At 64.9% G+C, this 22,399-nt stretch carries 19 protein-coding genes; 7 read left to right on the forward strand and 12 right to left on the reverse strand.

All coding sequences use genetic code 11. The features are described 5' to 3' along the window. The first annotated feature begins 130 nt into the window (after positions 1 to 130). Positions 131 to 1,081, forward strand: a complete 951-nt coding sequence (gene speB / locus VK98_RS18385) for an agmatinase (RefSeq protein ID WP_048415435.1) — start codon at positions 131 to 133, stop codon at positions 1,079 to 1,081. A 93-nt stretch (positions 1,082 to 1,174) separates the two neighbouring features. On the opposite strand, the gene VK98_RS18390 is transcribed toward speB, so the two are convergent. The 6 genes from VK98_RS18390 to VK98_RS18415 form a co-directional block, all read right to left on the reverse strand. Beyond that, positions 1,175 to 1,480 carry a hypothetical protein gene (locus tag VK98_RS18390; protein WP_048415436.1) on the reverse strand — a complete coding sequence of 102 codons (306 nt, stop codon included), beginning with the start codon at positions 1,478 to 1,480 and terminating at the stop codon, positions 1,175 to 1,177. 12 nt (positions 1,481 to 1,492) lie between these two features. Beyond that, on the reverse strand, positions 1,493 to 2,362 hold the full coding sequence (locus VK98_RS18395) for a hypothetical protein (protein WP_048415437.1): 870 nt from the start codon (positions 2,360 to 2,362) through the stop codon (positions 1,493 to 1,495). A 186-nt stretch (positions 2,363 to 2,548) separates the two neighbouring features. Next, the gene (gene lipA, locus VK98_RS18400; protein ID WP_019101292.1) at positions 2,549 to 3,496 is read right to left on the reverse strand and encodes a lipoyl synthase; all 948 of its coding nucleotides are present in this window, start codon (positions 3,494 to 3,496) and stop codon (positions 2,549 to 2,551) included. Next, entirely contained in the window at positions 3,493 to 4,116 is a 624-nt protein-coding gene (gene lipB / locus VK98_RS18405) for a lipoyl(octanoyl) transferase LipB (RefSeq protein WP_019101293.1), read from the reverse strand. Before lipB ends, lipA begins: the two co-directional genes overlap by 4 nt. Positions 4,117 to 4,132: 16 nt before the next feature. After that, the gene (locus VK98_RS18410; RefSeq protein ID WP_019101294.1) at positions 4,133 to 4,399 is read right to left on the reverse strand and encodes a YbeD family protein; all 267 of its coding nucleotides are present in this window, start codon (positions 4,397 to 4,399) and stop codon (positions 4,133 to 4,135) included. A 328-nt stretch (positions 4,400 to 4,727) separates the two neighbouring features. Continuing rightward, positions 4,728 to 5,873: a D-alanyl-D-alanine carboxypeptidase family protein gene (locus VK98_RS18415; RefSeq protein ID WP_048415438.1), complete on the reverse strand. Its 1,146-nt coding sequence runs from the start codon at positions 5,871 to 5,873 to the stop codon at positions 4,728 to 4,730. A 227-nt stretch (positions 5,874 to 6,100) separates the two neighbouring features. On the opposite strand from VK98_RS18415, the gene ilvA reads away from it, so the two are divergent. Both ilvA and VK98_RS18425 read left to right on the forward strand, forming a co-directional pair. Further along, positions 6,101 to 7,630: a threonine ammonia-lyase, biosynthetic gene (ilvA, locus tag VK98_RS18420; RefSeq protein WP_048415458.1), complete on the forward strand. Its 1,530-nt coding sequence runs from the start codon at positions 6,101 to 6,103 to the stop codon at positions 7,628 to 7,630. A 63-nt stretch (positions 7,631 to 7,693) separates the two neighbouring features. After that, a complete protein-coding gene (locus VK98_RS18425; RefSeq protein ID WP_048415439.1) occupies positions 7,694 to 8,341 on the forward strand; it encodes an HAD family hydrolase in 648 nt (215 codons plus the stop codon). Between the two features lie 65 nt (positions 8,342 to 8,406). On the opposite strand, the gene VK98_RS18430 is transcribed toward VK98_RS18425, so the two are convergent. Continuing rightward, positions 8,407 to 9,537: a M14-type cytosolic carboxypeptidase gene (locus VK98_RS18430; RefSeq protein ID WP_048415440.1), complete on the reverse strand. Its 1,131-nt coding sequence runs from the start codon at positions 9,535 to 9,537 to the stop codon at positions 8,407 to 8,409. Between the two features lie 139 nt (positions 9,538 to 9,676). After that, a complete protein-coding gene (locus tag VK98_RS18435) occupies positions 9,677 to 10,231 on the reverse strand; it encodes a phasin family protein (protein ID WP_019101299.1) in 555 nt (184 codons plus the stop codon). Positions 10,232 to 10,430: 199 nt separating this feature from the next. Between VK98_RS18435 and phaR the strand changes: the two genes are divergently transcribed. Both phaR and VK98_RS22955 read left to right on the forward strand, forming a co-directional pair. Continuing rightward, positions 10,431 to 10,997, forward strand: coding sequence for a polyhydroxyalkanoate synthesis repressor PhaR (phaR, locus tag VK98_RS18440; protein ID WP_048415441.1), 567 nt, complete (start codon positions 10,431 to 10,433; stop codon positions 10,995 to 10,997). 369 nt (positions 10,998 to 11,366) lie between these two features. Beyond that, positions 11,367 to 12,680, forward strand: a complete 1,314-nt coding sequence (locus VK98_RS22955; protein WP_053077481.1) for a tetratricopeptide repeat protein — start codon at positions 11,367 to 11,369, stop codon at positions 12,678 to 12,680. A 171-nt stretch (positions 12,681 to 12,851) separates the two neighbouring features. On the opposite strand, the gene VK98_RS23890 is transcribed toward VK98_RS22955, so the two are convergent. Beyond that, positions 12,852 to 13,028: a hypothetical protein gene (locus VK98_RS23890; protein WP_156187951.1), complete on the reverse strand. Its 177-nt coding sequence runs from the start codon at positions 13,026 to 13,028 to the stop codon at positions 12,852 to 12,854. Between VK98_RS23890 and rimO the strand changes: the two genes are divergently transcribed. After that, positions 13,027 to 14,352, forward strand: coding sequence for a 30S ribosomal protein S12 methylthiotransferase RimO (gene rimO, locus VK98_RS18450; RefSeq protein ID WP_048415460.1), 1,326 nt, complete (start codon positions 13,027 to 13,029; stop codon positions 14,350 to 14,352). The genes VK98_RS23890 and rimO overlap by 2 nt on opposite strands. Positions 14,353 to 14,409: 57 nt before the next feature. Here the strand turns inward: rimO and hypF are convergent, their stop codons facing one another. Then, positions 14,410 to 16,701, reverse strand: a complete 2,292-nt coding sequence (gene hypF, locus VK98_RS18455; RefSeq protein WP_053077482.1) for a carbamoyltransferase HypF — start codon at positions 16,699 to 16,701, stop codon at positions 14,410 to 14,412. A gap of 366 nt (positions 16,702 to 17,067) precedes the next feature. On the opposite strand from hypF, the gene VK98_RS18460 reads away from it, so the two are divergent. Beyond that, a complete protein-coding gene (locus tag VK98_RS18460; protein ID WP_048415442.1) occupies positions 17,068 to 19,563 on the forward strand; it encodes an EAL domain-containing protein in 2,496 nt (831 codons plus the stop codon). 57 nt (positions 19,564 to 19,620) lie between these two features. Here the strand turns inward: VK98_RS18460 and serS are convergent, their stop codons facing one another. Both serS and VK98_RS18470 read right to left on the reverse strand, forming a co-directional pair. Further along, positions 19,621 to 20,907 carry a serine--tRNA ligase gene (serS, locus tag VK98_RS18465; RefSeq protein ID WP_048415443.1) on the reverse strand — a complete coding sequence of 429 codons (1,287 nt, stop codon included), beginning with the start codon at positions 20,905 to 20,907 and terminating at the stop codon, positions 19,621 to 19,623. 26 nt (positions 20,908 to 20,933) lie between these two features. After that, complete coding sequence (locus VK98_RS18470) at positions 20,934 to 22,250, reverse strand: replication-associated recombination protein A (RefSeq protein ID WP_048415444.1); 1,317 nt, start codon at positions 22,248 to 22,250, stop codon at positions 20,934 to 20,936. Positions 22,251 to 22,399: the final 149 nt, after the last annotated feature.

Below are 22,399 nucleotides of genomic sequence, written 5' to 3' on the forward strand. Positions count from 1 at the left end.
CTTAGAAACGCTCATGTACCACGAGTCCATTCCGCTTTCTCAGCCGTTTTCGCCTTGTCTCGCCTTGTCTCGCCTTGTCTCGCCTTGGCTCGCGAGATCGTAAACAGGCTCTCAGGATGCAGGAGGCCCTATGCCCGCCACTTTGCTCAACCAGCCGCTGAGCGGCAACGCGATGCCGCGTTTCGGCGGCGTCGCCAGCATGATGCGCTTGCCCTTGCGCGACAGCGCCGCCGGTCTGGACGCCGCCTTCATCGGTCTGCCGCTGGATATCGGCACTTCCAACCGCAGCGGCGCCCGCTTCGGGCCGCGTGAAATCCGCAGCCAATCGGCGTTGCTGCGTCCATACAATCTGGGCAGCGGCGCGGCGCCGTTCGAACGGCTGCAAGTGGCGGACCTCGGCGATGTCGCCACCAATCCCTATAGCCTGACGGACAGCGTGGCGCGGATCGAGGCCGCCTACGAGCAGGCCTTGCTGCACCCGGTGCGTCTGCTGGGCATAGGCGGCGACCACACCGTCAGCTTGCCGGCGCTGCGCGCGCTGGCGCGCAAGCACGGCCCGCTGGGCTTGGTGCACGTGGACGCCCACGCCGATGTCAACGACGAGATGTTCGGCGAGAGGATCGCGCACGGCACCACCTTTCGCCGCGCCTGGGAGGAGGGCTTGCTGGCCGAGGGGAGGGTGGTTCAGATCGGCCTGCGCGGCAGCGGTTATTCGGCGGCGGACTTCGACTGGTCGCGGCAGCGCGGTTTCAGGGTGGTGACGGCGGAGCAGTGCTGGCATCGCTCGCTGGCGCCGTTGATGGCCGAGGTGCGCGCGCAGATGGGAGCGGCGCCGGCGTATCTGAGCTTCGATATCGACGGCATCGATCCGGCGTTCGCGCCCGGCACCGGCACGCCGGAAGTGGGCGGCCTGAGTTCGATGCAGGCGCTGGAAATCGTGCGCGGCTGCCGGGGGCTGGACCTGGTCGGCGGCGATCTGGTCGAGGTGTCGCCGCCGTATGACGACAGCGGCAACACCGCCTTGCTGGGCGCCAATCTATTGTTCGAGATGTTGTGCGTCTTGCCCGCGCCGGCGCGTTAGGCTGCGCGGACGGCCGCAAGAGCGTGGGCGCGGGCGGCCTGGGCGCAGACGCGCCGGCTTGCTTCCGTTTGCAGCCGCGCCCGGCGCGGCAGTTCAGGCCAGCAGCTTGGCCACCGCGCTGATCGCCTTGGCGGTCAGCTTGATGGCGTCGCCCACGCGTTGCAGCTGCCGTCCGGCGTGTTCGGCAGCATCCGTCGCCGCCTGCAGCGCGGCGACGGCGTGTTGGAAGTCTTCGGTGTCGGCGTTCAAGTCCCGCGCGATCAGCGCCAGGGTCTGATTGGCCAATTCATCCTGCTGCGCCAGCAGGGCTCGGCTGTCCGCGCCCAGGCTGGCGACCGCCAGATTGTTGATGCGGGATGCCAGGCCGCTGGCAAGCTCGGTCACTCGGTGGCTGTCCATATGCTGCCTCCTTTATTTGGCGGGCAGATCGCGATAAAAATTGCGCAGCCGCCTGGCTTCGGCGGCGAAGTCGCGCAGCGCTTGCAGTTTGGATTGAGGCGCGTCCAGGCTTTGCAGCAACTGGCGGTTGGTGTCGGGGAAGGCCTGAATCGCTTTGTCGCTGGCCTGCAGCGCGGCTTCGATCTGTTCGAATTCGCGCAGCCGGTCGGCGATGGCGAGGTCGAACTGATAGCGTTCCCAGCTGCCGTAGCGCGGCCGGCTGAAGTTGGCGTGGCGCAGCAGGCTGTCCCTGAGCACGCTCAGGTAGCCGGGCAGCGCGCTCAAGGCGCGGTGGCTGCTGGCGGCCAGCAATTCCAGCCCGGGCTGGGCGGTGGCCATGGTGTTGCGCAGCGCGTTCTTGCGTTGCGCCGTCGTGAGTTGGCGGCCCAGCGCGTCGGCAGCGGTGGCCAGAATCTTGGCGGCGGTTTCGTCGCCGCCGCGCAGTTTCAGGTCCTGGACGCTGTCGGACAAGTCTTGGGCGGCGGCGTCGACCCGGGCTTCGGCCTCGCGGTCGCCGGCCAGGCTGCGCAGGGTCCGGGCGTATTTTTCCAGCGCGTCCAGCGTGGCTTGCAGCTGTCCCAGCGCGGGGCCGAGATCGTAGCTGGCGCCGTTGCCGGCTTGAGGCCTGAAGGTGTCCGCGCGCAAGGGGGCGTTGGGCGCGGTGAGCACCGCGTTGAGGCGGGTGTTCTGCTGGATGCGCGCCAAGGTGCCGGCGGAGCTTTGCGTGACGCTGCGGGCGGCGTCGTCGAAATCGGCGAACGGTTTGTCCGGGGCGTTGTTGGCGCAGGCGGCCAGCAACAGCGGCAGCAAGGGCAGCAGGCGGAAGGCGGGACTGACGGACATGGCGCGGCTCCATCGGCAGGCGGGCGCTGGCGCGACCGCGCGGTTTGCGGGATGAAACTTGCGCGGACGCTATGGCGGGCGCATGTCGTGGTATAGACGATCCGTCGTCGTTGCGAGCCTGTACCAAAGACAGGGCAATGAAAAAGGGAGCCCTGGGGCTCCCTTGCGTCTGGGCGGCTTGGCCGTTTACACGCCGGCCTCGTGCGCCTGCACGTCGGCGTGGTAGCTGGAGCGCACCATCGCGCCCACGGCGGCGTGGACGAAGCCCATTTCATAGGCTTTTTTCTCGAACATCTTGAACACGTCCGGATGCACGTAGCGCAGCACCGGCAAGTGGCCGTCGGACGGCTGCAGGTACTGGCCTATGGTCAGCATGTCCACATTGTGGGCGCGCAGGTCGCGCATCACTTCCAGGATTTCCTCGTCGGTTTCGCCCAGGCCCACCATCAGGCCGGACTTGGTGCGAACCTCGGGGTTCTTGGCCTTGTAATCCTTCAGCAATTGCAGCGAGTGCGCGTAATCCGAGCCCGGGCGCGCCTGCTTGTACAGCCGCGGCACGGTTTCCAGATTGTGGTTCATCACATCCGGAGGCGTCTGGCTCAGGATGTCGACGGCCACGTCCAGGCGGCCGCGGAAGTCCGGCACCAGGGTCTCGATCTGGGTGTTGGGCGACATTTCGCGCACCGAGTTGATGCAGTCGGCGAAATGCTGGGCGCCGCCGTCGCGCAAGTCGTCGCGGTCCACCGAGGTGACCACCACGTATTTCAGTTTCATCGCGGCGACGCTCTCCGCCAGGTGGCGCGGCTCGTCCGGGTCCAGCGGGTTGGGGCGGCCGTGGCCCACGTCGCAGAACGGGCAGCGACGGGTGCAGATGTCGCCCATGATCATGAAGGTGGCGGTGCCCTTGCTGAAACATTCGCCGATGTTCGGGCAGGTGGCCTCCTCACAGACGGTGTGCAGCTTTTGCTCGCGCAGGATCTGCTTGATCTCGTGGAAGCGCTGGCCGTTGGGCAGCTTGGCGCGGATCCATTCCGGTTTTTTCAGCTTTTCGTCCAGCGGGACGATCTTGATGGGGATGCGGGCGGTTTTGGCCGCGCCCTTGTGTTTGACCCCAGCCTGGTTTTCCGGCTTCATGTCAGTTCCTCGGTGCTGTTCAGGAGGCGCTCCAGATGCGGCAGCAGCGTATCGGCGGCGGCGGCAAGGCTCAGCTCCACTCCCAGTTGTTTCAGATCGGTCACCTTGAGGTTGGCGTAACCGCAAGGATTGATGGAATCGAACGGCGCCAGGTCCATGTCCACATTGAAGCTGAGGCCATGGTAGACCGCGTGGTTCTTGATGCGCAGGCCCAGCGAGGCGATCTTGGCGCCGGCGACGTATACGCCGGGCGCGTCCACATCGCCGTTGCCGTGGATGCCCAGTTCCGCCAGCGCGTCTATCACCGCCTGTTCGATGCGGCGCACCAGCTCGCGCACGCCTATGCCCATGCGCTTGAAGTCCACCAGCAGGTAAACCACCAACTGGCCGGGGCCGTGATAGGTGATCTGGCCGCCGCGGTCGGTTTTCACCACCGGGATGGCGGTGGCGTGCAGCAGGTGCTCCGGCTTGCCGGCCAGGCCCTGGGTGTAGACGGGCGGGTGTTCGACCACCCACAGTTCATCGGGGGTGTCGGCGTTGCGGGCGTCGGTGAACGCCTGCATGGCGCGCCAGGTGGGTTCGTAATCCACCCGGCCCAGATGTTTGACGATGCGCGGCACGGCAATCTCCTGGCGCTTAGAGCACCATTTTGACCATCGGATGGCCGGTCAGCGACAGATAGATGTTGTCCAGCTGTTGACGCGAAGTGGCGGTGACGGTGACGGTCAGCGCGTAGAAGCGGCCGTTGGAGCTTTCGCGCAGCGTCACGTCATGGTCGGCCAGGTCCGGCGCGTTGACGCGCACGACCTCGGTGATGGTGAGGACGAAATCCTCATGACGCTCGCCCATCACCTTGATGGGAAAGCGACAGGGGAATTCCATGAGTTCCTGTTTTTCAGACATATTCAATCAAATCCGCTAAGAACGTGTTTACGATTTCGCGAGCAAGAGCGAGACAAGGCGAAAGCAGTTGAGAAAGCGGAGTGTACACACGGTACATGAGCATTTCGAAGCGGTTTTCAACGCTGTATCGCCGAAGCGCAGCAGATCGTAAACAGGTTCTAAAGACGCCGCGCCCGAAACGGGCAAAGGCGCAGCAGCCAGTTGTACTGCAAACCGGGCCATCCGCGCCAATACATTTTACGGTCGTCTTTATTACTAAAACGTCACATCATAATACAGTCGCGGCGTCCGGGCGATGCCCGGCGCCGCGATCAACGGCGGACGCCGTTTATTTCCAGCCCAGCATCAGCTTGATGCTGTCCCACAGCCGGCTGAAGAAGCCGCCTTCTTCCACCGCCTTCAAGGCCACCACCGGGCGCTCGAACAGCGGCTTGCCGTCCAGCGACACCACCAGCTTGCCCACCACCTGGCCGGCTTTGACCGGGGCGATCAGCGGCTGCATCGTGGTCAGATCGGCCTTGAGCTTGGCGGCCTGGCCCTTGGCCACGGTGGCGTAGACGTCGCCGGCGAAGCCGACGGCCACGGTTTTGGCCGCGCCCTTGTAGATCGGCAGCTCGGACACCGGCTTGGCTCCGCTATACAGTTTGGGCGTATCGTAAAACTGCAAGCCGTAGTTGAGCAGCTTGGAGCTTTCCACCGCGCGTGCTTCCGGGCTAGCGGTGCCCACCACCACCGAAATCACGCGACGGCCGTCGCGATGGCTGGTGGTGATCATATTGTAGCCGGCGCTGTCGGTGTAGCCGGTCTTCATGCCGTCGACGTTGGGGTCGCGGTAGAGCAGCAGGTTGCGGTTGGGCTGCTTGATGTTGTTGTAGGTGAAGGACTTGATCGAGTAGATCGGGTAGAACTCCGGGAAGTCGCGGATCAGCGCGCCGGCCAGGATGCCCAGATCATGCACGGTGGTGTAGTGCTCCGGATTGGGCAGGCCGGTGGCGTTGCGGAACTGGGTGTTCTTCATGCCCAGTTTCTGCGCCTGCTGGGTCATCACCTGGGCGAACACTTCCTCGCTGCCGGCGATGGCTTCGGCCAGCGTCACGCAGGCGTCGTTGCCGGACTGCACGATCATGCCCTTGATCAGGTCGTCGACCTTGGCCGGCACCTTGGGATCCAGGAACATGCGCGAGCCTTCGGTCTTCCAGCCCTTTTGCGACACCGTCAGCGTCTGCTCCAGGGTCAGCCGCTTTTCCTTCAGCGCCTTGAAGGTCAGGTAGGCGGTCATCAGCTTGGTCAGCGAGGCCGGCTCCACGCGGGAGTCCGGGTCGCGCTCGGCCAGCACTTGCCCGCTGTTGAAGTCGGTCAGGTAATAGGCCTTGCCGGCGATCTCGGGCGCGGGCGGCAGGAAGGCGGCGGAGGCGAAAGAGACGGACGGCAGCGCGATCGCCGCTGCCGTGAGAATGCTGGTGAATGTTTTCATCGTTCCTATGGGCAACGCTGGGGGTTGAGGTCCAAATAGTAGCCGTTGATTATACACGCGGATTGCCGTCCGGTTGCCGCGAAGTGGCGATTTCTGCGGGCGGGGCGGGCGGAGCCATAGCGATACCGCAATGCAACAATCCAATATTATCAAGGCTTCCCGTATGGTTGGAGTTCCTGCTACTCTGGCAGTTCAAGGAAAATAATGATCGGGACAAAGGCTTTGCCATGCAAGAGAAGCAAGACTATCTGGAACGCATCCTGACGTCGCGGGTTTACGACGTCGCCATCGAAACGCCGCTGGAGCTGGCGCCCAATCTGTCGCGCCGCTATCGCAACACGATTCTGCTCAAGCGCGAGGATCTGCAGCCGGTGTTCTCCTTCAAGCTGCGCGGCGCCTACAACAAGATGGCCAAGCTCAGCGCGGAGCAGCGCGAGCGCGGCGTGATCACCGCCAGCGCCGGCAACCACGCGCAGGGCGTGGCGCTGTCCGCCAGCCGGCTGGGCTGTGCGGCCACCATCGTGATGCCGGTGACCACGCCGCAGATCAAGATCGACGCGGTCAAGCAATACGGCGGCCAGGTGGTGTTGCACGGCGACTCCTTCAATGAAGCTTTTCTGCACGCCAGCGAGTTGGCGGCGCAAAGCGGCCTGACTTACATCCCGCCGTTCGACGATCCGGACGTGATCGCCGGCCAGGGCACCATAGGCATGGAGATTCTGCGCCAGCATCCGGACGGCTTGAACGCGATCTTCGTCGCCATCGGCGGCGGCGGCCTGGCCGCCGGCATCGCCAGCTTCATCAAGCGGCTGAAGCCGGAGATCAAGGTGATAGGGGTGCAGCCGGTGGACTCCGACGCGATGCGCCAATCCATCGCCAAGGGCGAGCGCGTGGAATTGAAGGACGTGGGCCTGTTCGCCGACGGGGTGGCGGTGAAGCTGGTGGGCGAGGAGACCTTCCGCATCTGCCGGGAACTGCTGGACGAGATCATCCTGGTGGACACCGACGCCATCTGCGCGGCGATCAAGGATATTTTCGAAGACACCCGCTCCATCGTGGAGCCGGCGGGCGCCCTGGCGGTGGCCGGCGCCAAGGCCTATGTGGAGCGCGAGGGCTGCGAGAATCAGACCCTGGTGGCGATTTCCTGCGGCGCCAATATGAATTTCGACCGCCTGCGCCATGTGTCCGAGCGTTCCGAACTGGGCGAGCGGCGCGAGGCCATCATCGCGGTGACCATTCCGGAAAAGCCGGGCAGCTTCAAGCGCTTCTGTACCGTGATCGGCGGCCGCAACATCACCGAGTTCAATTACCGCTTCGCCGATCCGGGCACCGCCCATGTCTTCGTCGGCGTGCAGATCAGCGGCAAGCAGGACCTGGAGGGCATACTCGCCAGTCTGAACGCCCATGAGCTGGACAGCATCGATCTGACCGACAACGAACTGGCCAAGCTGCACATCCGTCATCTGGTGGGCGGCCACGCGCCGCAACTGAAGGACGAGCGGGTGTTGCGCTTCGAGTTTCCGGACCGCCCCGGCGCGCTGATGCGCTTCCTGGAGGCGATGAGCGTGGACTGGAACATCAGCCTGTTCCATTATCGCAACCACGGCGCCGATTACGGTCGCGTGCTGGTGGGCATACAGGTGCCGGCCAGCGACGACGCCGAGTTCCAGCGCTTCCTCGACAATCTGGGCTACCCCTGTGTCGAGGAGACCCAGAATCCGGCCTACAAGCTGTTCCTGGGCAAGACCATACGTTGAACCGGGCCGGCGGGCTGCTCGTGGTCGGCAGCCTGACGCCGCGCTCCCTCATTGAAGCGAATCATGATCAAGGCAGTTCTATTCGATCTGGATGGCACTCTGGCCGACACCGCGCGCGATCTGGGCGCCGCGCTCAACCGTCTGCTGGCCGAGGAAGGCCTGCCGCTGCAGCCGTACGCGGCGGTGCGGCCCATCGCCAGCCACGGCGCGCGCGGGCTGGTCAGCCTGGGCTTCGGCATCGACCGCGAGCATCCGCGTTTCGAGGAGTATCGCTTGCGCTTCCTGGACCACTACGAGCACAGCTTCGCCGACGAGACCGTGTTGTTCGACGGCGTCAACGGCCTGATCCAGGGCTTGATGGACAAGGGGCTGACCTGGGGCATCATCACCAACAAGCCGATGCGCTTCACCGACAGGCTGGTGCCGTCGCTGCCCTTCATCGCTGCGCCGGCGGTGACGGTCAGCGGCGACACCGTGGGCGTGCCCAAGCCTGACCCGCGGCCGATGCGCTACGCCGCCGAGCGGATCGGCATCGCCCCCGAGCATTGCCTGTATGTGGGCGACGCCGAGCGCGACATCGCCGCCGGCCGCAGCGTGGGCATGAAAACGGTGTTGGCCAATTGGGGCTATATCGCCGACAGCGACCGGCCGGCGGAGTGGGGCGCCGACATCGCCATCGATCATCCGCTGCAATTGCTGGATCACGTTTAAGCGGCAATGGAAATGAAAAAAGCCACGGATCTCCGTGGCTTTTTTGGTTTCAGCCTGATTGGTGCTCAGGCGCGCAGGTTTTGCGCTATCGCATAGATGGGCGACAAGGCCGCCTCGCCCAGGCGCAGGCTGCGCTGGCCGCTCCAGCCGAAGTCGTCGTCCGGCAGATTGGCGTTGTCCTTGAACGGCATTTCCAGCGTGAAGGCGAGACAGCCGAAGTTTTCGCACACCCAGTTGGTGGCGATGGTCATATTGGCCTTGCCCGGCGCGTTGCGCGGATAGCCGTGCTCGGTCTGATAGTCCGGACTGGCCAGCAGCAGGTGGTGGCGGAACTGCTCGGCCAGCGATTCCAGGCGTTCGTTCCACGACGGCACGCCCTCGGTGCCGGCCAGGAACACATAGGGGATGTTCTCGTCGCCGTGGATGTCCAGGAACAGGTCCACGCCGGTTTCCTGCATCTTGTTGCGCACCGCCAGCACTTCCGGGCTGGTCTCCGCGCTGGGATCGGCCCATTCGCGGTTGAGGTTGGCGCCGGCGGCGTTGGTGCGCAGATTGCCCAGCACCGAGCCGTCCGGGTTCATGTTAGGCACTACGTAGAAAGTGGCGCGGTCCAGCAGCGCGCGGCTGGTGGGGTCCTGCGGGTCCAGCAGGCGGTTGAGCAGGCCCTCGATGAACCATTCCGCCATGGTTTCGCCCGGATGCTGACGGGCGATGATCCAGATCTTCAGGTCCGATTCCACCTCGTGGCCTATGGTCAGCAGATTGATGTCGCGCTGCTGCACGGTAAAGCCCAGATCGCTGACTTGGCACAGGCCGGAGCCTTGAGCCTGGCCGATCAGATTCAGGTGCTGATCGTAGGAATAGGGTTCGAAATAGGCGTAGTAGATGCTGCCGGACAGCGGCACGTGATCTATCGTCATCACGCCGTTTTCATAATGGGTGGGCACGCGGAACCAGTTGATGCGGTCGTAGGAGGCCACCGCCTGATAGTCGATCCAGCCGTCCGGGTACGCGCTTTCGCTGGCGTTCAGGAAATTGAAGGTGCAGTGCTGATAAGCGGCGCCTTGCACGCGGAAGTAAAACCACTGGGCGAATTCGGCCGCATTGTCGCGGCGGATGCGCAGTTGGATGTCTTCGTAGTTGTCGGCGGAGACGATCTCGATGCTGCCGGCGTCAAAATTGCTGCTGATTTTCATGCGCTGAACCTATTGGTTTCCTGAAACGTGCTTAAGGCGGAGATTGTAAACCTGTCGCCGCCGACATGCCATCCTCCGGCGCAAGGCAAAGAAAAACCCCGCCGGCTGGACGGGGTTGTGCTTTAGCCTGAAACTGTTCTTAAGCAGTGGGCGCGCGCTTGCTGGCGGTCTTCACGGCGTCGGCGGTGGCGCTGGTGGCGGCCTTGACGCTGCTGTCGGTGAATTCCACCACTTGCTGGGCGGCTTTGCTGAAGGTGTTGACCGCGGCGGCGGCGGCGGCCACCGAGCTCTTGACCGCGTTCAGCGCGGCGTCGGAGCCGGCCGGGGCGTTCTTGGCCGCGGACTCGATCGCGCCGATCAGCGACTTGTTGAAGCTGCCCAGGTTTTCTTCGGCCAGCTTGGTCAGTTCGCTTTGAGCGGAGGAAACGATGTCGTACAGATTGCGGGAGTTGGCCAGAGCGGTGTCGATGTTCTGGGTCGCCAGCTTGTTCAGGTGGCTGACCGCTTCTTGCGGGTCGGTCACGCCGCTCAGCTGCTTGGCGATTTTGACGTTTTCTTCCAGCGACTGCTTGGAGATTTCCAGGTTCAGCTTGACCAGGCGCTCGGCGCTATCCAGAGTGATTTGCGAAAAGCGGAAAATGGTTTCCAGACCGTTGAGGGACAGCTTGTTCAGTTGCTCATTGCTGATGGACATAATGTATTCCTCCGCTGTGGGGTGAGACCTTAAAGGAGATAGTCTGAATCAAAAATTTTGCACTGCACAATGACGACTAAATGTATCATGCATTGCAGCAAAATTGGGAGCGCTGACTGAAGATTTACTCTAGCGTGTTGTATTTATGATAAATTGCCGGCACACGGCACACCGTAACAAAATAAACCGGGAGCGTTACATGAGTGTTGAAAAGCGGGTCATCAAAAAGTACCCGAACCGCCGGCTGTACGATACCGCCACCAGTTCCTACATCACCTTGGGGGATGTGAAGCAATTGGTGCTAGATAATGTGGACATTCAAGTCGTCGACGCCAAGAGCCAAGAGGACATCACCCGCAGTGTGCTGTTGCAGATCATCCTGGAGGAGGAGAACGGCGGCATGCCGATGTTCAGCTACGAAGTGCTGACTCAGTTCATCCGCTCCTACGGCCAGGCCATGCAGGGCATGATGGGACCCTTCCTAGAGAACAATCTGCAACTGTTCGCCCAGCTGCAGCAGAAAATGCAGGAACAAACCCGCGCGATCTACGGCGACAACACCATGTTGAACGCCAATCTGTGGGGCGAGTTCATGAAGTTTCAGGGGCCGGCGGTGCAGAACATGATGGCCAACTACATGGAACAGAGCACCAGCATGTTCCTGGACATGCAGAACCGGATGCAGGAACAGACCAAGCAGCTGTTCGGCGGCTTCGGCTTTCCGGCGTACAAGCAGGACGGCGAGAACGACAAGGATCCGTCCTGACAGTTTGATTCTTAGAGTCTGTTCAAAATCTCGCGAGCAAGAGCGAGACAAGGCGAAAACAGCTGAGAAAGCGGAATGTACTCGTGGTACATGAGCATTTTGAGCTGGTACTCCCCGTGCAAGGCTTCACGAAGCGCAGCAGACATTGAACAGGTTCTTAAGATAAGGCGCAGGCGGCCGGCTGGAACGGCCGCCTGTCCGTTTCCATCCGCCGCTCGCCCCTGGAGGGCTTGCCATGCCTACCCCCGCATGCCGGATGCCGGTCGCCGTTCGCGGCGCCCGCTTTTCCCTCGCGGCGTTCGCCGCCTTCCGTTTTTTTCCGTTTTCCATTGAAGATTCAAGCCGGCCGGGCCGGCAAGGCGCCGCGACATGTCCGCCGAGGCCTTGAGCGCCCGTTTGCGCGCGGCGCAGCGCAGCCATCTGGACGGCGACTGGGCCGAGGCGGAGCGGCGTTACCGGTCTTGCTTGCGGGACTGGCCGGCGTGCGTCGCGGCCAAATCCTTCCTGGCTTTTCTGTTGTTGCAGACGCAGCGTCCGGCGGAGGCCGAGTCCTGGTTGCGCGAGGCGATCGCCGCGGAGACGGATCACGCGGACTGGCATTTCAGCCTGGGCATGGCGCAGGCGCGCCAAGGCCGCTCTGGTGACGCGCGGCGGGCTTTCGCCGCGGCGGCGGCGCTGGACGGCGGCCAGCCCATGTATTGGACCAATCTGGCCGCCGCTTGCGAGCAGGACGGCGATTTCGCCGCCGCGGAACAGGCGTGCCGGCAAGCGCTGGCCGTGGACGCGGCCTGCGCCGACGCGCACTTCCTGCTGGCCGGGCTGTGCTTGCGCCAGGAACGCCACGTCGAGGCGCGGCGCCACAACGCGCAGGGCATCGTGGCGCGGCCGGCCGAGCATGGGCCGATCGCGCGCATCGAGGCGCTCTGCGAGCTGGACCGGCGCGACGAAGCCTTGGCCCTGCTGCATGGCTGGCTGGCGCAGGCGCCGGACGACCCGGTGGCCTTGCACTTGCTGGCCGCCTGCGGCGGCGCGGAACCGCCGCCGCAGTGCAGCGCCGACTTCATCCGGCGGACTTTCGACGCCAACGCCGCGGCCTTCGACGCGACCCTGGCCAGTCTGCGCTACCAGGGACCGCAGTGGCTGGCGCAATGCCTGCGGCGGCTGGCGCTGCCGGCCGCCGCTCTGGACGCGCTCGATCTGGGCTGCGGCACCGGCCTGGCAGGCACGGCGCTGCGGCCTTACGCGCGCAGCCTGCGCGGCGTGGATCTCAGCGGCGAAATGCTGGCGCGCGCCGCGGACAAGGGCGTGTACGACGCCTTGACTCAAGGCGACATCATCGAATTCCTGACGGCGGCGCCGTCGCCCGTCGATCTGATCTGCTGCCTGGACACGCTCAGCTATTTCGGCGATCTGGAGCCGGCCTTGAGCTGGATGGCGCGCGCGCTCAAGCCGGGCGGCCTGCTGTTGTTCAGCATAGAGCGCGCGTCACAGGCCTTGCCCGACGGCCACCGGCTGCAGCCCTGCGGGCGCTATCTGCACGATGCGGACGGGGTGGAGGCGCAACTGGCGGCAAGCGGGCTGAAGGTGCGGGAGCGCCGGGACATGATGTTGCGGGAGGAGGCGGGTTGTCCGGTGCCCGGCGCTTTTTACTGCGCCGAGCGTCTGGACTGGTCCGGTTCTTAGAGCGTGTTTACGATCTCGCGAGCTAAGGCGAGACAAGGCGAAAACGAGCGAAAAAGCGGAATGTACGAGCGGTACATGAGCATTTTGAGCTGGTTTTTAACGCCGTATCGCCGACGCGCAGCAGATCGTAAACAGGCTCTCAGGCCTAGATGGTGGCGTCGGATTTTACTATCAAGTGAGATCGGAAAGGAGAGCGCCGCGCATCGGCGTTCGCATCCGGCCCGGCGCGAGCGCGGCGGCTGGCGAAAACGAATCGGCAAGCCTGCGGCCCAAGCCCTCGCAACGCCGCGCATCGCCTGTCAAATCGTTGTATACTCTCGCGTTTTTCTTCAGCAAGGCCATCATCATGGCAGACAAGATTCCAAGCATCGGCTTCGTGTCGCTGGGCTGTCCCAAAGCCTCCAGCGACTCCGAGCAGATCCTGACCCGCCTTCGCGCCGAAGGCTACGATATTTCCGGCAGCTACGCCGGCGCCGACCTGGTGGTGGTCAACACCTGCGGCTTCATCGATTCCGCGGTGGCCGAGTCCCTGGACGCGATCGGCGAAGCCTTGAACGAGAACGGCAAGGTCATCGTCACCGGCTGTCTGGGGGCCAAGGGCGACGTGGTGCGCGACGCGCATCCGTCGGTCTTGGCCGTGACCGGCCCGCACGCCACCGACGAGGTGATGAGCGCGGTGCATGCCCACCTGCCCAAGCCGCACGATCCCTTCGTCGATCTGGTGCCGGACATCGGCGTGCGGCTGACGCCCAAGCATTATGCTTATCTGAAGATTTCCGAAGGCTGCAACCACCGTTGCACCTTCTGCATCATTCCGTCGATGCGCGGCGATCTGGAAAGCCGTCCCATCCATGACGTGCTGCGCGAGGCCGAGAACCTGGCCAAGGCCGGGGTCAAGGAAATCCTGGTGATCTCGCAGGACACCTCGGCCTACGGCGTGGACACCAAGTACAAGCTGGGCTTCCACAACGGCCGTCCGGTGAAGACCCGGATGACCGAGCTGTGCGAGGAGCTGGGCCGCCACGGCATCTGGGTGCGTCTGCATTACGTCTACCCGTATCCGCACGTGGACGAGGTGATTCCGCTGATGCGCGACGGCAAGATCCTGCCCTATCTGGACATCCCGTTCCAGCACGCCAGCCAGAAAGTGCTGAAGCTGATGAAGCGTCCGGCCAATAGCGGCAATGTGCTGGCGCGCATCAAGAAGTGGCGCGAGATCTGTCCGGAGCTGGTGATTCGCTCCACCTTCATCGTCGGCTTCCCCGGCGAGACCGAGGAGGATTTCGAAGAGCTGCTGAGCTTCATCCGCGAGGCGGAGCTGGACCGCGTCGGCTGTTTCACCTATTCGCCGGTGGAAGGCGCCACCGCCAACGATTTGCCGAATCCGGTGCCGGAAGAGGTGAAGGAAGCGCGCAAGGAGCGTTTCATGGCGGTACAGGAAGAGATCAGCGCGCGCCGTCTGGAGCGCCGCGTCGGCCAGACCATGCAGGTGCTGGTGGACGAGATCGACGACGAAGGCACGGCGATTTGCCGCAGCTACGCGGACGCGCCGGAGATCGACGGCCTGGTGTTCGTCGAAGACGCCGCCGGCATGCGCGCGGGCGAGTTCTATTCGGTGAAGATCGTCGACTGCAGCGAGCACGACTTGTGGGGCGAGCGTCTGCCGTCCTGATCCGGGATTCAGCCGCCGAGACGGCGCGTCGCCCTTGGGCGACGCGCCGTTTTCGTTTCAGCTCCGGCGCAGCAGGCGCTGGCGCGCCACCCAGGCCTGGCCCAGGCTCAGGCCGCCGTCGTTGGGCGGCAGCTGTTCCGCGGTCAGCGGGCGCAGGCCGGCCTGCTCCAGCCGCGGCAGCAGTTGCGCCATCAGCTGGCGATTGCCGCAGCAGCCGCCGGCCAGCGCCACGATGCGGGTGCCGGTGGTGCGCGCCGCCTTGATCGCCCAGTCCGCCAGCGCGGCGGCCAGGGTGGCGTGCCACAGGCTGGCGATGGCTTGGTCGTCGTCCAGCTGGCACAGATGGCGCGCCAGCGGCGTCAGGTCCAGCAGATTGGCCTGGGTGCGCCAGCCGCCGGTCAGCGGTTCGGCCGGCCCGGCCTGGGCCTCCAGCCTCTGCGCGGCTTCGCTTTCGAAGGTTTCCACCCCGCATTGGCGGGTCAGGCCGGCGACGGCGCCGAACCAGCGGCCCAGGCTGGTGCTGTCCTGGCAGTCGCGGCGGGCCGCGAGCTGTTTCTCCAATTGCTGGGCGCCGGGCTGGGCCGCCAGCCGCGGCGGCAGCGGTCCCAGCTCCAGGGTTTGCCACAAGGCCACGGCCAGCTTCCACGGCGGCAGCCGGCTGCGTCCCACGCCGGGCAGCGGCAGCGGCGAGATGTGGCCGATGCGTTCGCAGCTGTCACCGTCCACCAGCATCATCTCTCCGCCCCAGGCCCCGTTGTTGTGGCCCAGGCCGTAGCCGTCCAGCGCCAGGCCCAGCGCCGGCTCCGCCACGCCGTGTTCGGCCAGCACCGCGCCCAGGTGGGCGTGGTGGTGCTGGACCCGGATCAGCGGCACCTCCCATTGCTTGGACAGGTGTTCGGCCAGCAGGCTGGAGTAGGTGCCGGTTTCCAGGTCGCAGGCCACCGCCTGCGGGGCGACGCCGGTGAGGTCGAGCAAATGGTCGGCCGCCTGTTGCAGCGCTTCGCAGGTCAGCGGGTGGTTGAGCGCGCCGATGTATTGCGACACGAAGGCGTCCTTGCCGCGCAACACGGTGGCGGTGGCCTTCATATAGGCGCCCAGCGCCAGCACCGGCGGGCCGTCCTCCGCCAGCGGTACCGGATCCGGCACGAAGCCGCGCGCGCGGCGGAACAGCAGCGGCCGCCGCCGCTCCAGCGACACCACGCTGTCGTCGCAACGGGTGACGATGGCGCGGTTGTGCAGTAGGAAGACGTCGGCCACCTGATTCAGCCGCTCGCGCGCCTCCTGGTTGCCGGTGACGATGGGCTCGCCGGACAGGTTGGCGCTGCTCATCACCCACAGCCGCGAGCAGGGCTGGCGCAGCCAGCTGGTTCCGGGCGGGCGGCCCAGCGCTTCGTGGAACAGCAGCCATTGCAGCGGCGTGTAGGGCAGCATCACGCCCAGCGCGGACAGGCCGGGGGCGATGTCCGGCAGCAACTGGTCGGCTTCGGGCTTCTTGTTCAGCAGCACTATCGGGCGTTCCGGGCGCTGCAGCCAGGCGGCTTCTTCTTCGCTGACGTGGCAGAGCGCGCGGATGGACTCCACGTTCAGCGCCATGATGGCCAGCGGTTTGCCGGGGCGGTGCTTGAGCTGGCGCAGCCGCGCCACCGCCGCCGGGCTGGCCGCGTCGCAGACCAGGTGGAAGCCGCCCAGGCCTTTCATCGCGATGCTGCGGCCCATATTGAGGATCTGCACCGCGCCGACGATGGGATCGCCGTTCAGGTTCTGGCCGAAGCGGTCGGTCAGCTGCAGCTTGGGGCCGCACACCGGGCAGGCGGTGGGCTCGGCGTGAAAGCGGCGGCTGGCCGGGTCCAGGTATTCCTGGCGGCACACCGGGCACAGCGGAAAGGCCAGCATGCTGGTGTTGGCGCGGTCGTAGGGCAGCCGGTGGGTGACGGTGTAGCGCGGGCCGCAATCGGTGCAGTTGATGAAGGGGAAGCGGTAGCGGCGGTCGCCGGGAGTGAACAGTTCCTCCACGCAGCGCGGACAGGTGGCCACGTCGGCCGGTAGCCGGGCATGGGTGATCGCGCCGCTGCTTTCTTCTATTTGAAAGCGCTGTTCGGCGTTCTGCAGCGGGATGTCGCGTTCCTGCAGCGCGTCGATGTGCGCCAGCGGCGGCAGCCGGGTTTTCAGCGCCTGGCGGAAGGCGCTCAGCGCCTGCGGCTCGCCCTGCAGTTCCAGCGTGACGCCTTCGCCGCTGTTGCGGACAAAGCCGGTGAGGCCGCACTCGCTGGCCGTGCGCCAGATGAAGGGACGGAAGCCGACGCCTTGAACCCGGCCCTGAACCGATAGGTGGATGCGTTGTTGGCTCATGGTGCTTGTGTCGCTGTGTGGATGGTTGGGCTGACCATGCGCAAGGCAGTGAGTCCGATAGGCGTATGCTGCGCCGCGCAATACCTTTGTCATTTCCGTGGCGAATGTAAATTCGCCGATTCTGTTGGCAGCCTAGCAGGCGCTGCCGGCGCCGCGCTTTGTCCTAGATCATGTATATGAGTATTTGACGATTTACTGAATGCAAAAGGAATGGCTTGCGCGGGGAAGCCGCGGCGAGGAGGCGGCGGCCGAGCGTCTCGACGCCGCTGCGGGGCGGGGCTGTTGCAATCCGACTACATGACGGCGGTTTGCATCGTTATAATGCCATTTGGAATTTTTCCGTGAATAGCCCGGGTTGGATTGTTAATGTATTACTTAAAACAGTGTATAAAAGAAATCTCTACCCCGGATATCCTGGCGTGCGCGGCGGATACGCCGCTGGCGGAAGCGGCGCGGCGCATGTTGCTGGCGGGCTGCGGTTCCATCGTGGTGCAGGACGAGACGGGCCGGCCTTTGGGGATTTGGACTGAAGCCGACGCGCTGGCGCTGGACCGGCTGGACGGCGCGGCCGGCATGCGGCCGGTGGGCGGCGCGATGAGCGCGCCCCTGGTGGCGCTGCCGCACGATCTGCCGGTGAGCGAGGCGGTAGCGCTGTTTCGCGAACGCGGCATCCGTCATGCGCTGGTGGAGCAGGCCGGCAAGCTGTGCGGCGTGGTGTCGCTGACCGACATCGTGTTGAGCCAGGGCAGCGAATCCTTTCTCAGTGTGCGGCGGGTGGTGGCGGACCGCGCGGCGCCGCTGTGTCTGCTGGGCGCCCAGGACTCGCCGGAGGAGGCGCTGGCCTTGATGCGGCGCCAAGGCGCCACCGCGCTGGCGGTGAACTTCGACAACGGCGACTACGGCATTCTGACCCTGCGCGATCTATTGCGGCTGCTGGCCGAGGGGCGCGCGCCGGCGACGCTGGCCGAAGCCTGCTCCTGGCCGCTCTTGGGCGTGCGCGACGGCAGCAGCCTGTTGCAAGCGCGGCAATTGATCCTGCAGCACAAGATCCGCCATCTGGCGGTCTACGACGCCGACGGCGTCTTGCTGCAGCTGCTGGGGTTCCGCGACATCATCCAGATGGTGGAGCAGGAGTTTCTGCAGGAGCTGCACTCCGCCTTGCGCGAGCGCGACGACGCCTTGCTGCATTCGCGGCGCAGCCTGTTGCTGGCGGACAAGGTGTTCGAATCGACGCTGGAGGGGATTCTGATCACCGACGGCAACGGGGTGATCCAGATGGTGAATCCGGCGTTCAGCCGCATCACCGGCTACAGCAGTCAGGAAGCGCTGGGCCGCACGCCGGCCTTGCTCAAGTCCGGCCGGCAGCCGGCGGATTTCTACCAGAAACTGTGGCAAAGCCTGAAAGAGAGCGGGGTGTGGCAGGGTGAGGTGGTCAACCGCCGCAAGGGCGGCCTGTTGTACACCGAGCACCTGAGCATTACCGCCATCCGCGACGCGGACGGCGAATGCCTGCATTACGTGGCGGTGTTCTCCGACATCACCCAGCGCAAGCAGTCCGAGGAGCGGCTGCACTTCCTGGCCAACCACGACGCTTTGACCGGCTTGCCCAACCGGACCCTGTTCCTGGAGCGGTTGCAGGAGGCGATAGAGCGCGCGCAGCCGGCGCGCTCGCAGTTCGCCTTGCTGTTCGTCGACCTGGACCGCTTCAAGCTGGTCAACGACACCCTGGGCCACCACGCCGGCGACGAATTGCTGGTGCGCATCGCCTCGGTGCTGTTGCAGTACGCGCCGCCGCATTCCACCGTGGCCAGGCTGTCCGGCGACGAATTCATCCTGCTGCTGCCGGTGGTGGAGCGGGTCACCCAGGTGGCGGAGCTGGCGCAGCAATTGCTGGACGGCGTCACCGAACAGTCCGGCCTGACCGGCCACGAGCTGTTCATCTCCGCCAGCATAGGCATCAGCATGTACCCGGAAGACGGGCTCAGCGCCGACGCGCTGCTGGTGAACGCGGACTCCGCGATGTACCAGGCCAAGGAGCGCGGCAAGAACAACTTCCAGTTCTACACCTCGGACATGAACGCGCGGGCGATGGAGCGGCTGAAGCTGGAGTACAGCCTGCATCGCGCCTTGGCGCAGGAAGAGCTGGAAGTCTGGTATCAGCCCAAGGTGGAGCTGGCCACGCGGCGCATCGTCGGCGCCGAGGCCCTGCTGCGCTGGCGCCATCCCGAGCTGGGGCTGATGGCGCCGAGCAAATTCATACCCATCGCCGAGGATGGTTCGCTGATGGTGCCGATGGGCGAGTGGGTGCTGGACACCGCCTGCCGCGATTGGGCCCAGTGGCAAGGCATGGGGCTGGGGCCCGGCCGCATCGCGGTCAATGTGTCCGGCCGCCAGCTCAAGTACGGCAGCTTCGCCGACACCGTGGCGCGCGCGCTGAGCCGGCATGGGCTGGACAGCGGGGCGCTGGAGCTGGAGATCACCGAGAGCGTGGCGATGGACGAGGACTGCGGCATGGTGGAGGCGCTGCAGCGGCTGCGCGAGCTGGGCGTCTATCTGTCCATCGACGATTTCGGCACCGGCTACTCTTCGCTGTCCTATTTGAAGCGGCTGCCGGTCAAGGGCTTGAAGATAGACCGTTCCTTCATCATGGACCTGCACCATGACGGCGACGACGCCGCCATCACCCGCGCCATCATTTCGATAGGCCGCAGCCTGGGGCTGGAATTGGTGGCCGAGGGGGTGGAGCTGGAGGCGCAGCGGGATTTCCTGTTGCAGCAGGGTTGCCGGCTGGGCCAGGGCTATCTGTTCAGCAAGCCGTTGCCGCGCGCAGACTTCGAAGCGCTGCTGGCGGCGCGGATGTGAAAAACGGCGCTCCTCGGAGCGCCGTTGTCGCGGGCCGGGCGCAAGCCCGGCTCGAGCTTAGCCGCCGATCTTGTCGCGGCCGCCGAAGTAAGGCCGCAGCACGGCCGGGATGGTCACGCTGCCGTCGGCGTTCTGGTAGTTTTCCAGCACCGCCACCAGGGTGCGGCCCACCGCCAGGCCGGAGCCGTTCAGCGTGTGCACCAGCTGGTTCTTGCCGTTTTCGTCCTTGTAGCGCGCCATCATGCGGCGCGACTGGAAGGCCTCGCAGTTGGAGCAGCTGGAGATTTCGCGATAGGTGTTCTGCGCCGGCAGCCAGACTTCCAGATCGTAAGTCTTGGCGGCGCCGAAGCCCATGTCGCCGGTGCACAGCGTGATCACGCGGTAGGGCAGCTCCAGCGCCTTGAGGATGTTTTCGGCGTGGCCGACCATCTCTTCCAGCGCGGCGTAGGAGTCTTCAGGCTTCTCGATGCGCACCATCTCCACCTTGTCGAACTGATGCTGGCGGATCATGCCGCGGGTGTCGCGGCCGTAGCTGCCGGCTTCGGAACGGAAGCAGGGCGAATGCGCGGTCAGTTTCAGCGGCAGCTCCTCGGCCTTGAGGATGCTGTTACTGACGGTGTTGGTCAGGGTGATTTCCGAGGTGGAGATCAGGTACTGGTCCACATTGCCTTCTTCGCCGCCCTTGCTGACCTTGAACATGTCTTCGGCGAACTTGGGCAGTTGGCCGGTGCCCAGCAGCGCGCTGTCGTTGACGATGTAGGGGGTGTAGTGCTCGACGTAGCCGTGATCGCCGGTATGGGTGTTCAGCATGAACTGGGCGATGGCGCGGTGCAGCCGGGCGATGTCGCCCTTGAGCACGGTGAAGCGCGCGCCGGACAGCTTGGCGCCGGTGTCGAAGTCCAGGCCCAGCGGCGCGCCGACGTCGACATGGTCTTTGGCTTCGAAGTCGAACTGACGCGGCACGCCGACGCGGCGCACTTCCACATTGTCGTTTTCGTCCTTGCCCGCCGGTACCGATTCGTGCGGCAGGTTGGGGATGGACATCAGCCAGGCGTCCAGCTGCTTTTGCACCGCGTCGAAGCCTTGTTCGGCGGCTTTCAGCTCATCGCCCAGCGTCGCCACTTCGGCCAGGATGGCTGACACGTCTTCGCCCTTGCCCTTGGCCACGCCGATCTGCTTGGAGGAGGCGTTGCGTTTGGCTTGCAGTTCCTGCATGCGGGTCTGCAGGGATTTGCGTTCGGACTCCAGCTGGTTGAAGGCTGCGGTGTCCAGGGCATAGCCGCGGCCGGCCAGACGGGCGGCGACGGCTTCGATGTCGTTGCGAAGCAGATTGATGTCGAGCATGGTTAGGTTGGTCCTGTTTCTTTCACTTATTCGGAGTCTTGCCGGGCGTCGTCGTCGAGCTGACGCAGGAAATCCAGCTTGTCCCGTATTTTGCTTTCCAGTCCGCGCGGAGTCGGCTGATACCAGCGCATGTCCTCCAGCCCTTCCGGCAGATAGGTCTCGCCGGCGGCGTAGGCATGGGGTTCGTCGTGGGCGTAGCGGTATTCGTGGCCGTAGCCCAACTCCTTCATCAGCCGGGTGGGCGCGTTGCGCAAGTGTACCGGCACCGGCCGGGACTTGTCCTGCTTGATGAAGGCGCGGGCCTCATTATACGCCTTGTAGCCGGCGTTGCTCTTGGCTGCGATGGCCAAATACAGCGCGGCTTGAGCCAGCGCAAGTTCGCCTTCCGGGCTGCCCAGCCGCTCATAGGTGGCGGCCGCTTCGTTGGCGATCTGCATCGCGCGCGGGTCGGCCAGGCCGATGTCCTCCCAGGCCATGCGCACCAGCCGGCGCGCCAGGTAGCGCGCGTCGGCGCCGCCGTCCAGCATTCGCGTCAGCCAGTACAGCGCCGCGTCCGGATTGGAGCCGCGCACCGATTTGTGCAGCGCGGAGATCTGGTCGTAGAAATCGTCGCCGCCCTTGTCGAAGCGGCGCGCGTTGACGGTCAGCACCTCGGACAGAAAATCGCGGTCGATCTGGCCGGTCTTGCGCGCGTAGGCGGCGGTGCGGGTCTGCTCCAGCAGGTTGAGGAAGCGGCGGGCGTCGCCGTCGGCGTAGCCGGTCAGGGTGTCGACGGCGGCGTCGTCGAAGCTCAGCCCGTCCAGCGCGCCGTTGGCGGCGGCGCGCTCGAACAGCTGGCGCAGTTCCTCCTCGTCCAGGCTGTTCAGCACATAGACCTGGGCGCGCGACAGCAGCGCGGAATTGACCTCGAAGGAGGGGTTTTCCGTGGTGGCGCCGATGAAGGTCAGCAGGCCGGATTCGACGAAGGGCAGAAAGGCGTCCTGCTGGCTCTTGTTGAAGCGGTGCACCTCGTCGACGAACAAGATGGTGTGGCGGCCGGAGCGTTGCAGCGCGGCGTGAGCGCGCTCCACCGCCTCGCGGATGTCCTTGACGCCGGAGAACACCGCCGACAGCGGGATGAATTCGGCGTCGAAACTGGCGGCGAGGATGCGCGCCAGCGTGGTCTTGCCGACGCCTGGCGGGCCCCACAGAATCATCGAGTGCGGGGTGCTCGCCTCCACCGCCAGCCGCAGCGGCTTGCCGGGGCCGATCAGGTGCCGTTGGCCGATCACCTCGTCGAGGCGGCCGGGACGCAGCGCTTCAGCCAGCGGTTTCTTCGGTTCATTGGCAAACAGATCGTTCATGGCGGGGTTCTGCGGCGGGGAAAATCAAAGCGACAGTATATCAGCTGATCCGCCCGGCGCGTTTGCCCGGCGGATTTGTTGCGGTGCAAAAACCATGGCGCGGACGGAGGAATGCTGGCAAATTGTTTCCATTGTCATGATTTTGCGAA

This window comes from Chromobacterium sp. LK11, from assembly GCF_001043705.1.
Taxonomy (GTDB): domain Bacteria; phylum Pseudomonadota; class Gammaproteobacteria; order Burkholderiales; family Chromobacteriaceae; genus Chromobacterium; species Chromobacterium alkanivorans.

Bases quoted from the DNA above. Each gene is read 5' to 3' on its own strand.
- speB (WP_048415435.1), top strand. From the start codon at position 131: ATGCCCGCCACTTTGCTCAACCAGCCGCTGAGCGGCAACGCGATGCCG.
- VK98_RS18390 (WP_048415436.1), bottom strand. From the start codon at position 1,480: ATGGACAGCCACCGAGTGACCGAGCTTGCCAGCGGCCTGGCATCCCGC.
- VK98_RS18395 (WP_048415437.1), bottom strand. From the start codon at position 2,362: ATGTCCGTCAGTCCCGCCTTCCGCCTGCTGCCCTTGCTGCCGCTGTTG.
- lipA (WP_019101292.1), bottom strand. From the start codon at position 3,496: ATGAAGCCGGAAAACCAGGCTGGGGTCAAACACAAGGGCGCGGCCAAA.
- VK98_RS18410 (WP_019101294.1), bottom strand. From the start codon at position 4,399: ATGTCTGAAAAACAGGAACTCATGGAATTCCCCTGTCGCTTTCCCATC.
- VK98_RS18415 (WP_048415438.1), bottom strand. From the start codon at position 5,873: ATGAAAACATTCACCAGCATTCTCACGGCAGCGGCGATCGCGCTGCCG.
- ilvA (WP_048415458.1), top strand. From the start codon at position 6,101: ATGCAAGAGAAGCAAGACTATCTGGAACGCATCCTGACGTCGCGGGTT.
- VK98_RS18425 (WP_048415439.1), top strand. From the start codon at position 7,694: ATGATCAAGGCAGTTCTATTCGATCTGGATGGCACTCTGGCCGACACC.
- VK98_RS18430 (WP_048415440.1), bottom strand. From the start codon at position 9,537: ATGAAAATCAGCAGCAATTTTGACGCCGGCAGCATCGAGATCGTCTCC.
- VK98_RS18435 (WP_019101299.1), bottom strand. From the start codon at position 10,231: ATGTCCATCAGCAATGAGCAACTGAACAAGCTGTCCCTCAACGGTCTG.
- phaR (WP_048415441.1), top strand. From the start codon at position 10,431: ATGAGTGTTGAAAAGCGGGTCATCAAAAAGTACCCGAACCGCCGGCTG.
- VK98_RS22955 (WP_053077481.1), top strand. From the start codon at position 11,367: ATGTCCGCCGAGGCCTTGAGCGCCCGTTTGCGCGCGGCGCAGCGCAGC.
- rimO (WP_048415460.1), top strand. From the start codon at position 13,027: ATGGCAGACAAGATTCCAAGCATCGGCTTCGTGTCGCTGGGCTGTCCC.
- VK98_RS23890 (WP_156187951.1), bottom strand. From the start codon at position 13,028: ATGATGATGGCCTTGCTGAAGAAAAACGCGAGAGTATACAACGATTTG.
- hypF (WP_053077482.1), bottom strand. From the start codon at position 16,701: ATGAGCCAACAACGCATCCACCTATCGGTTCAGGGCCGGGTTCAAGGC.
- VK98_RS18460 (WP_048415442.1), top strand. From the start codon at position 17,068: ATGTATTACTTAAAACAGTGTATAAAAGAAATCTCTACCCCGGATATC.
- serS (WP_048415443.1), bottom strand. From the start codon at position 20,907: ATGCTCGACATCAATCTGCTTCGCAACGACATCGAAGCCGTCGCCGCC.
- VK98_RS18470 (WP_048415444.1), bottom strand. From the start codon at position 22,250: ATGAACGATCTGTTTGCCAATGAACCGAAGAAACCGCTGGCTGAAGCG.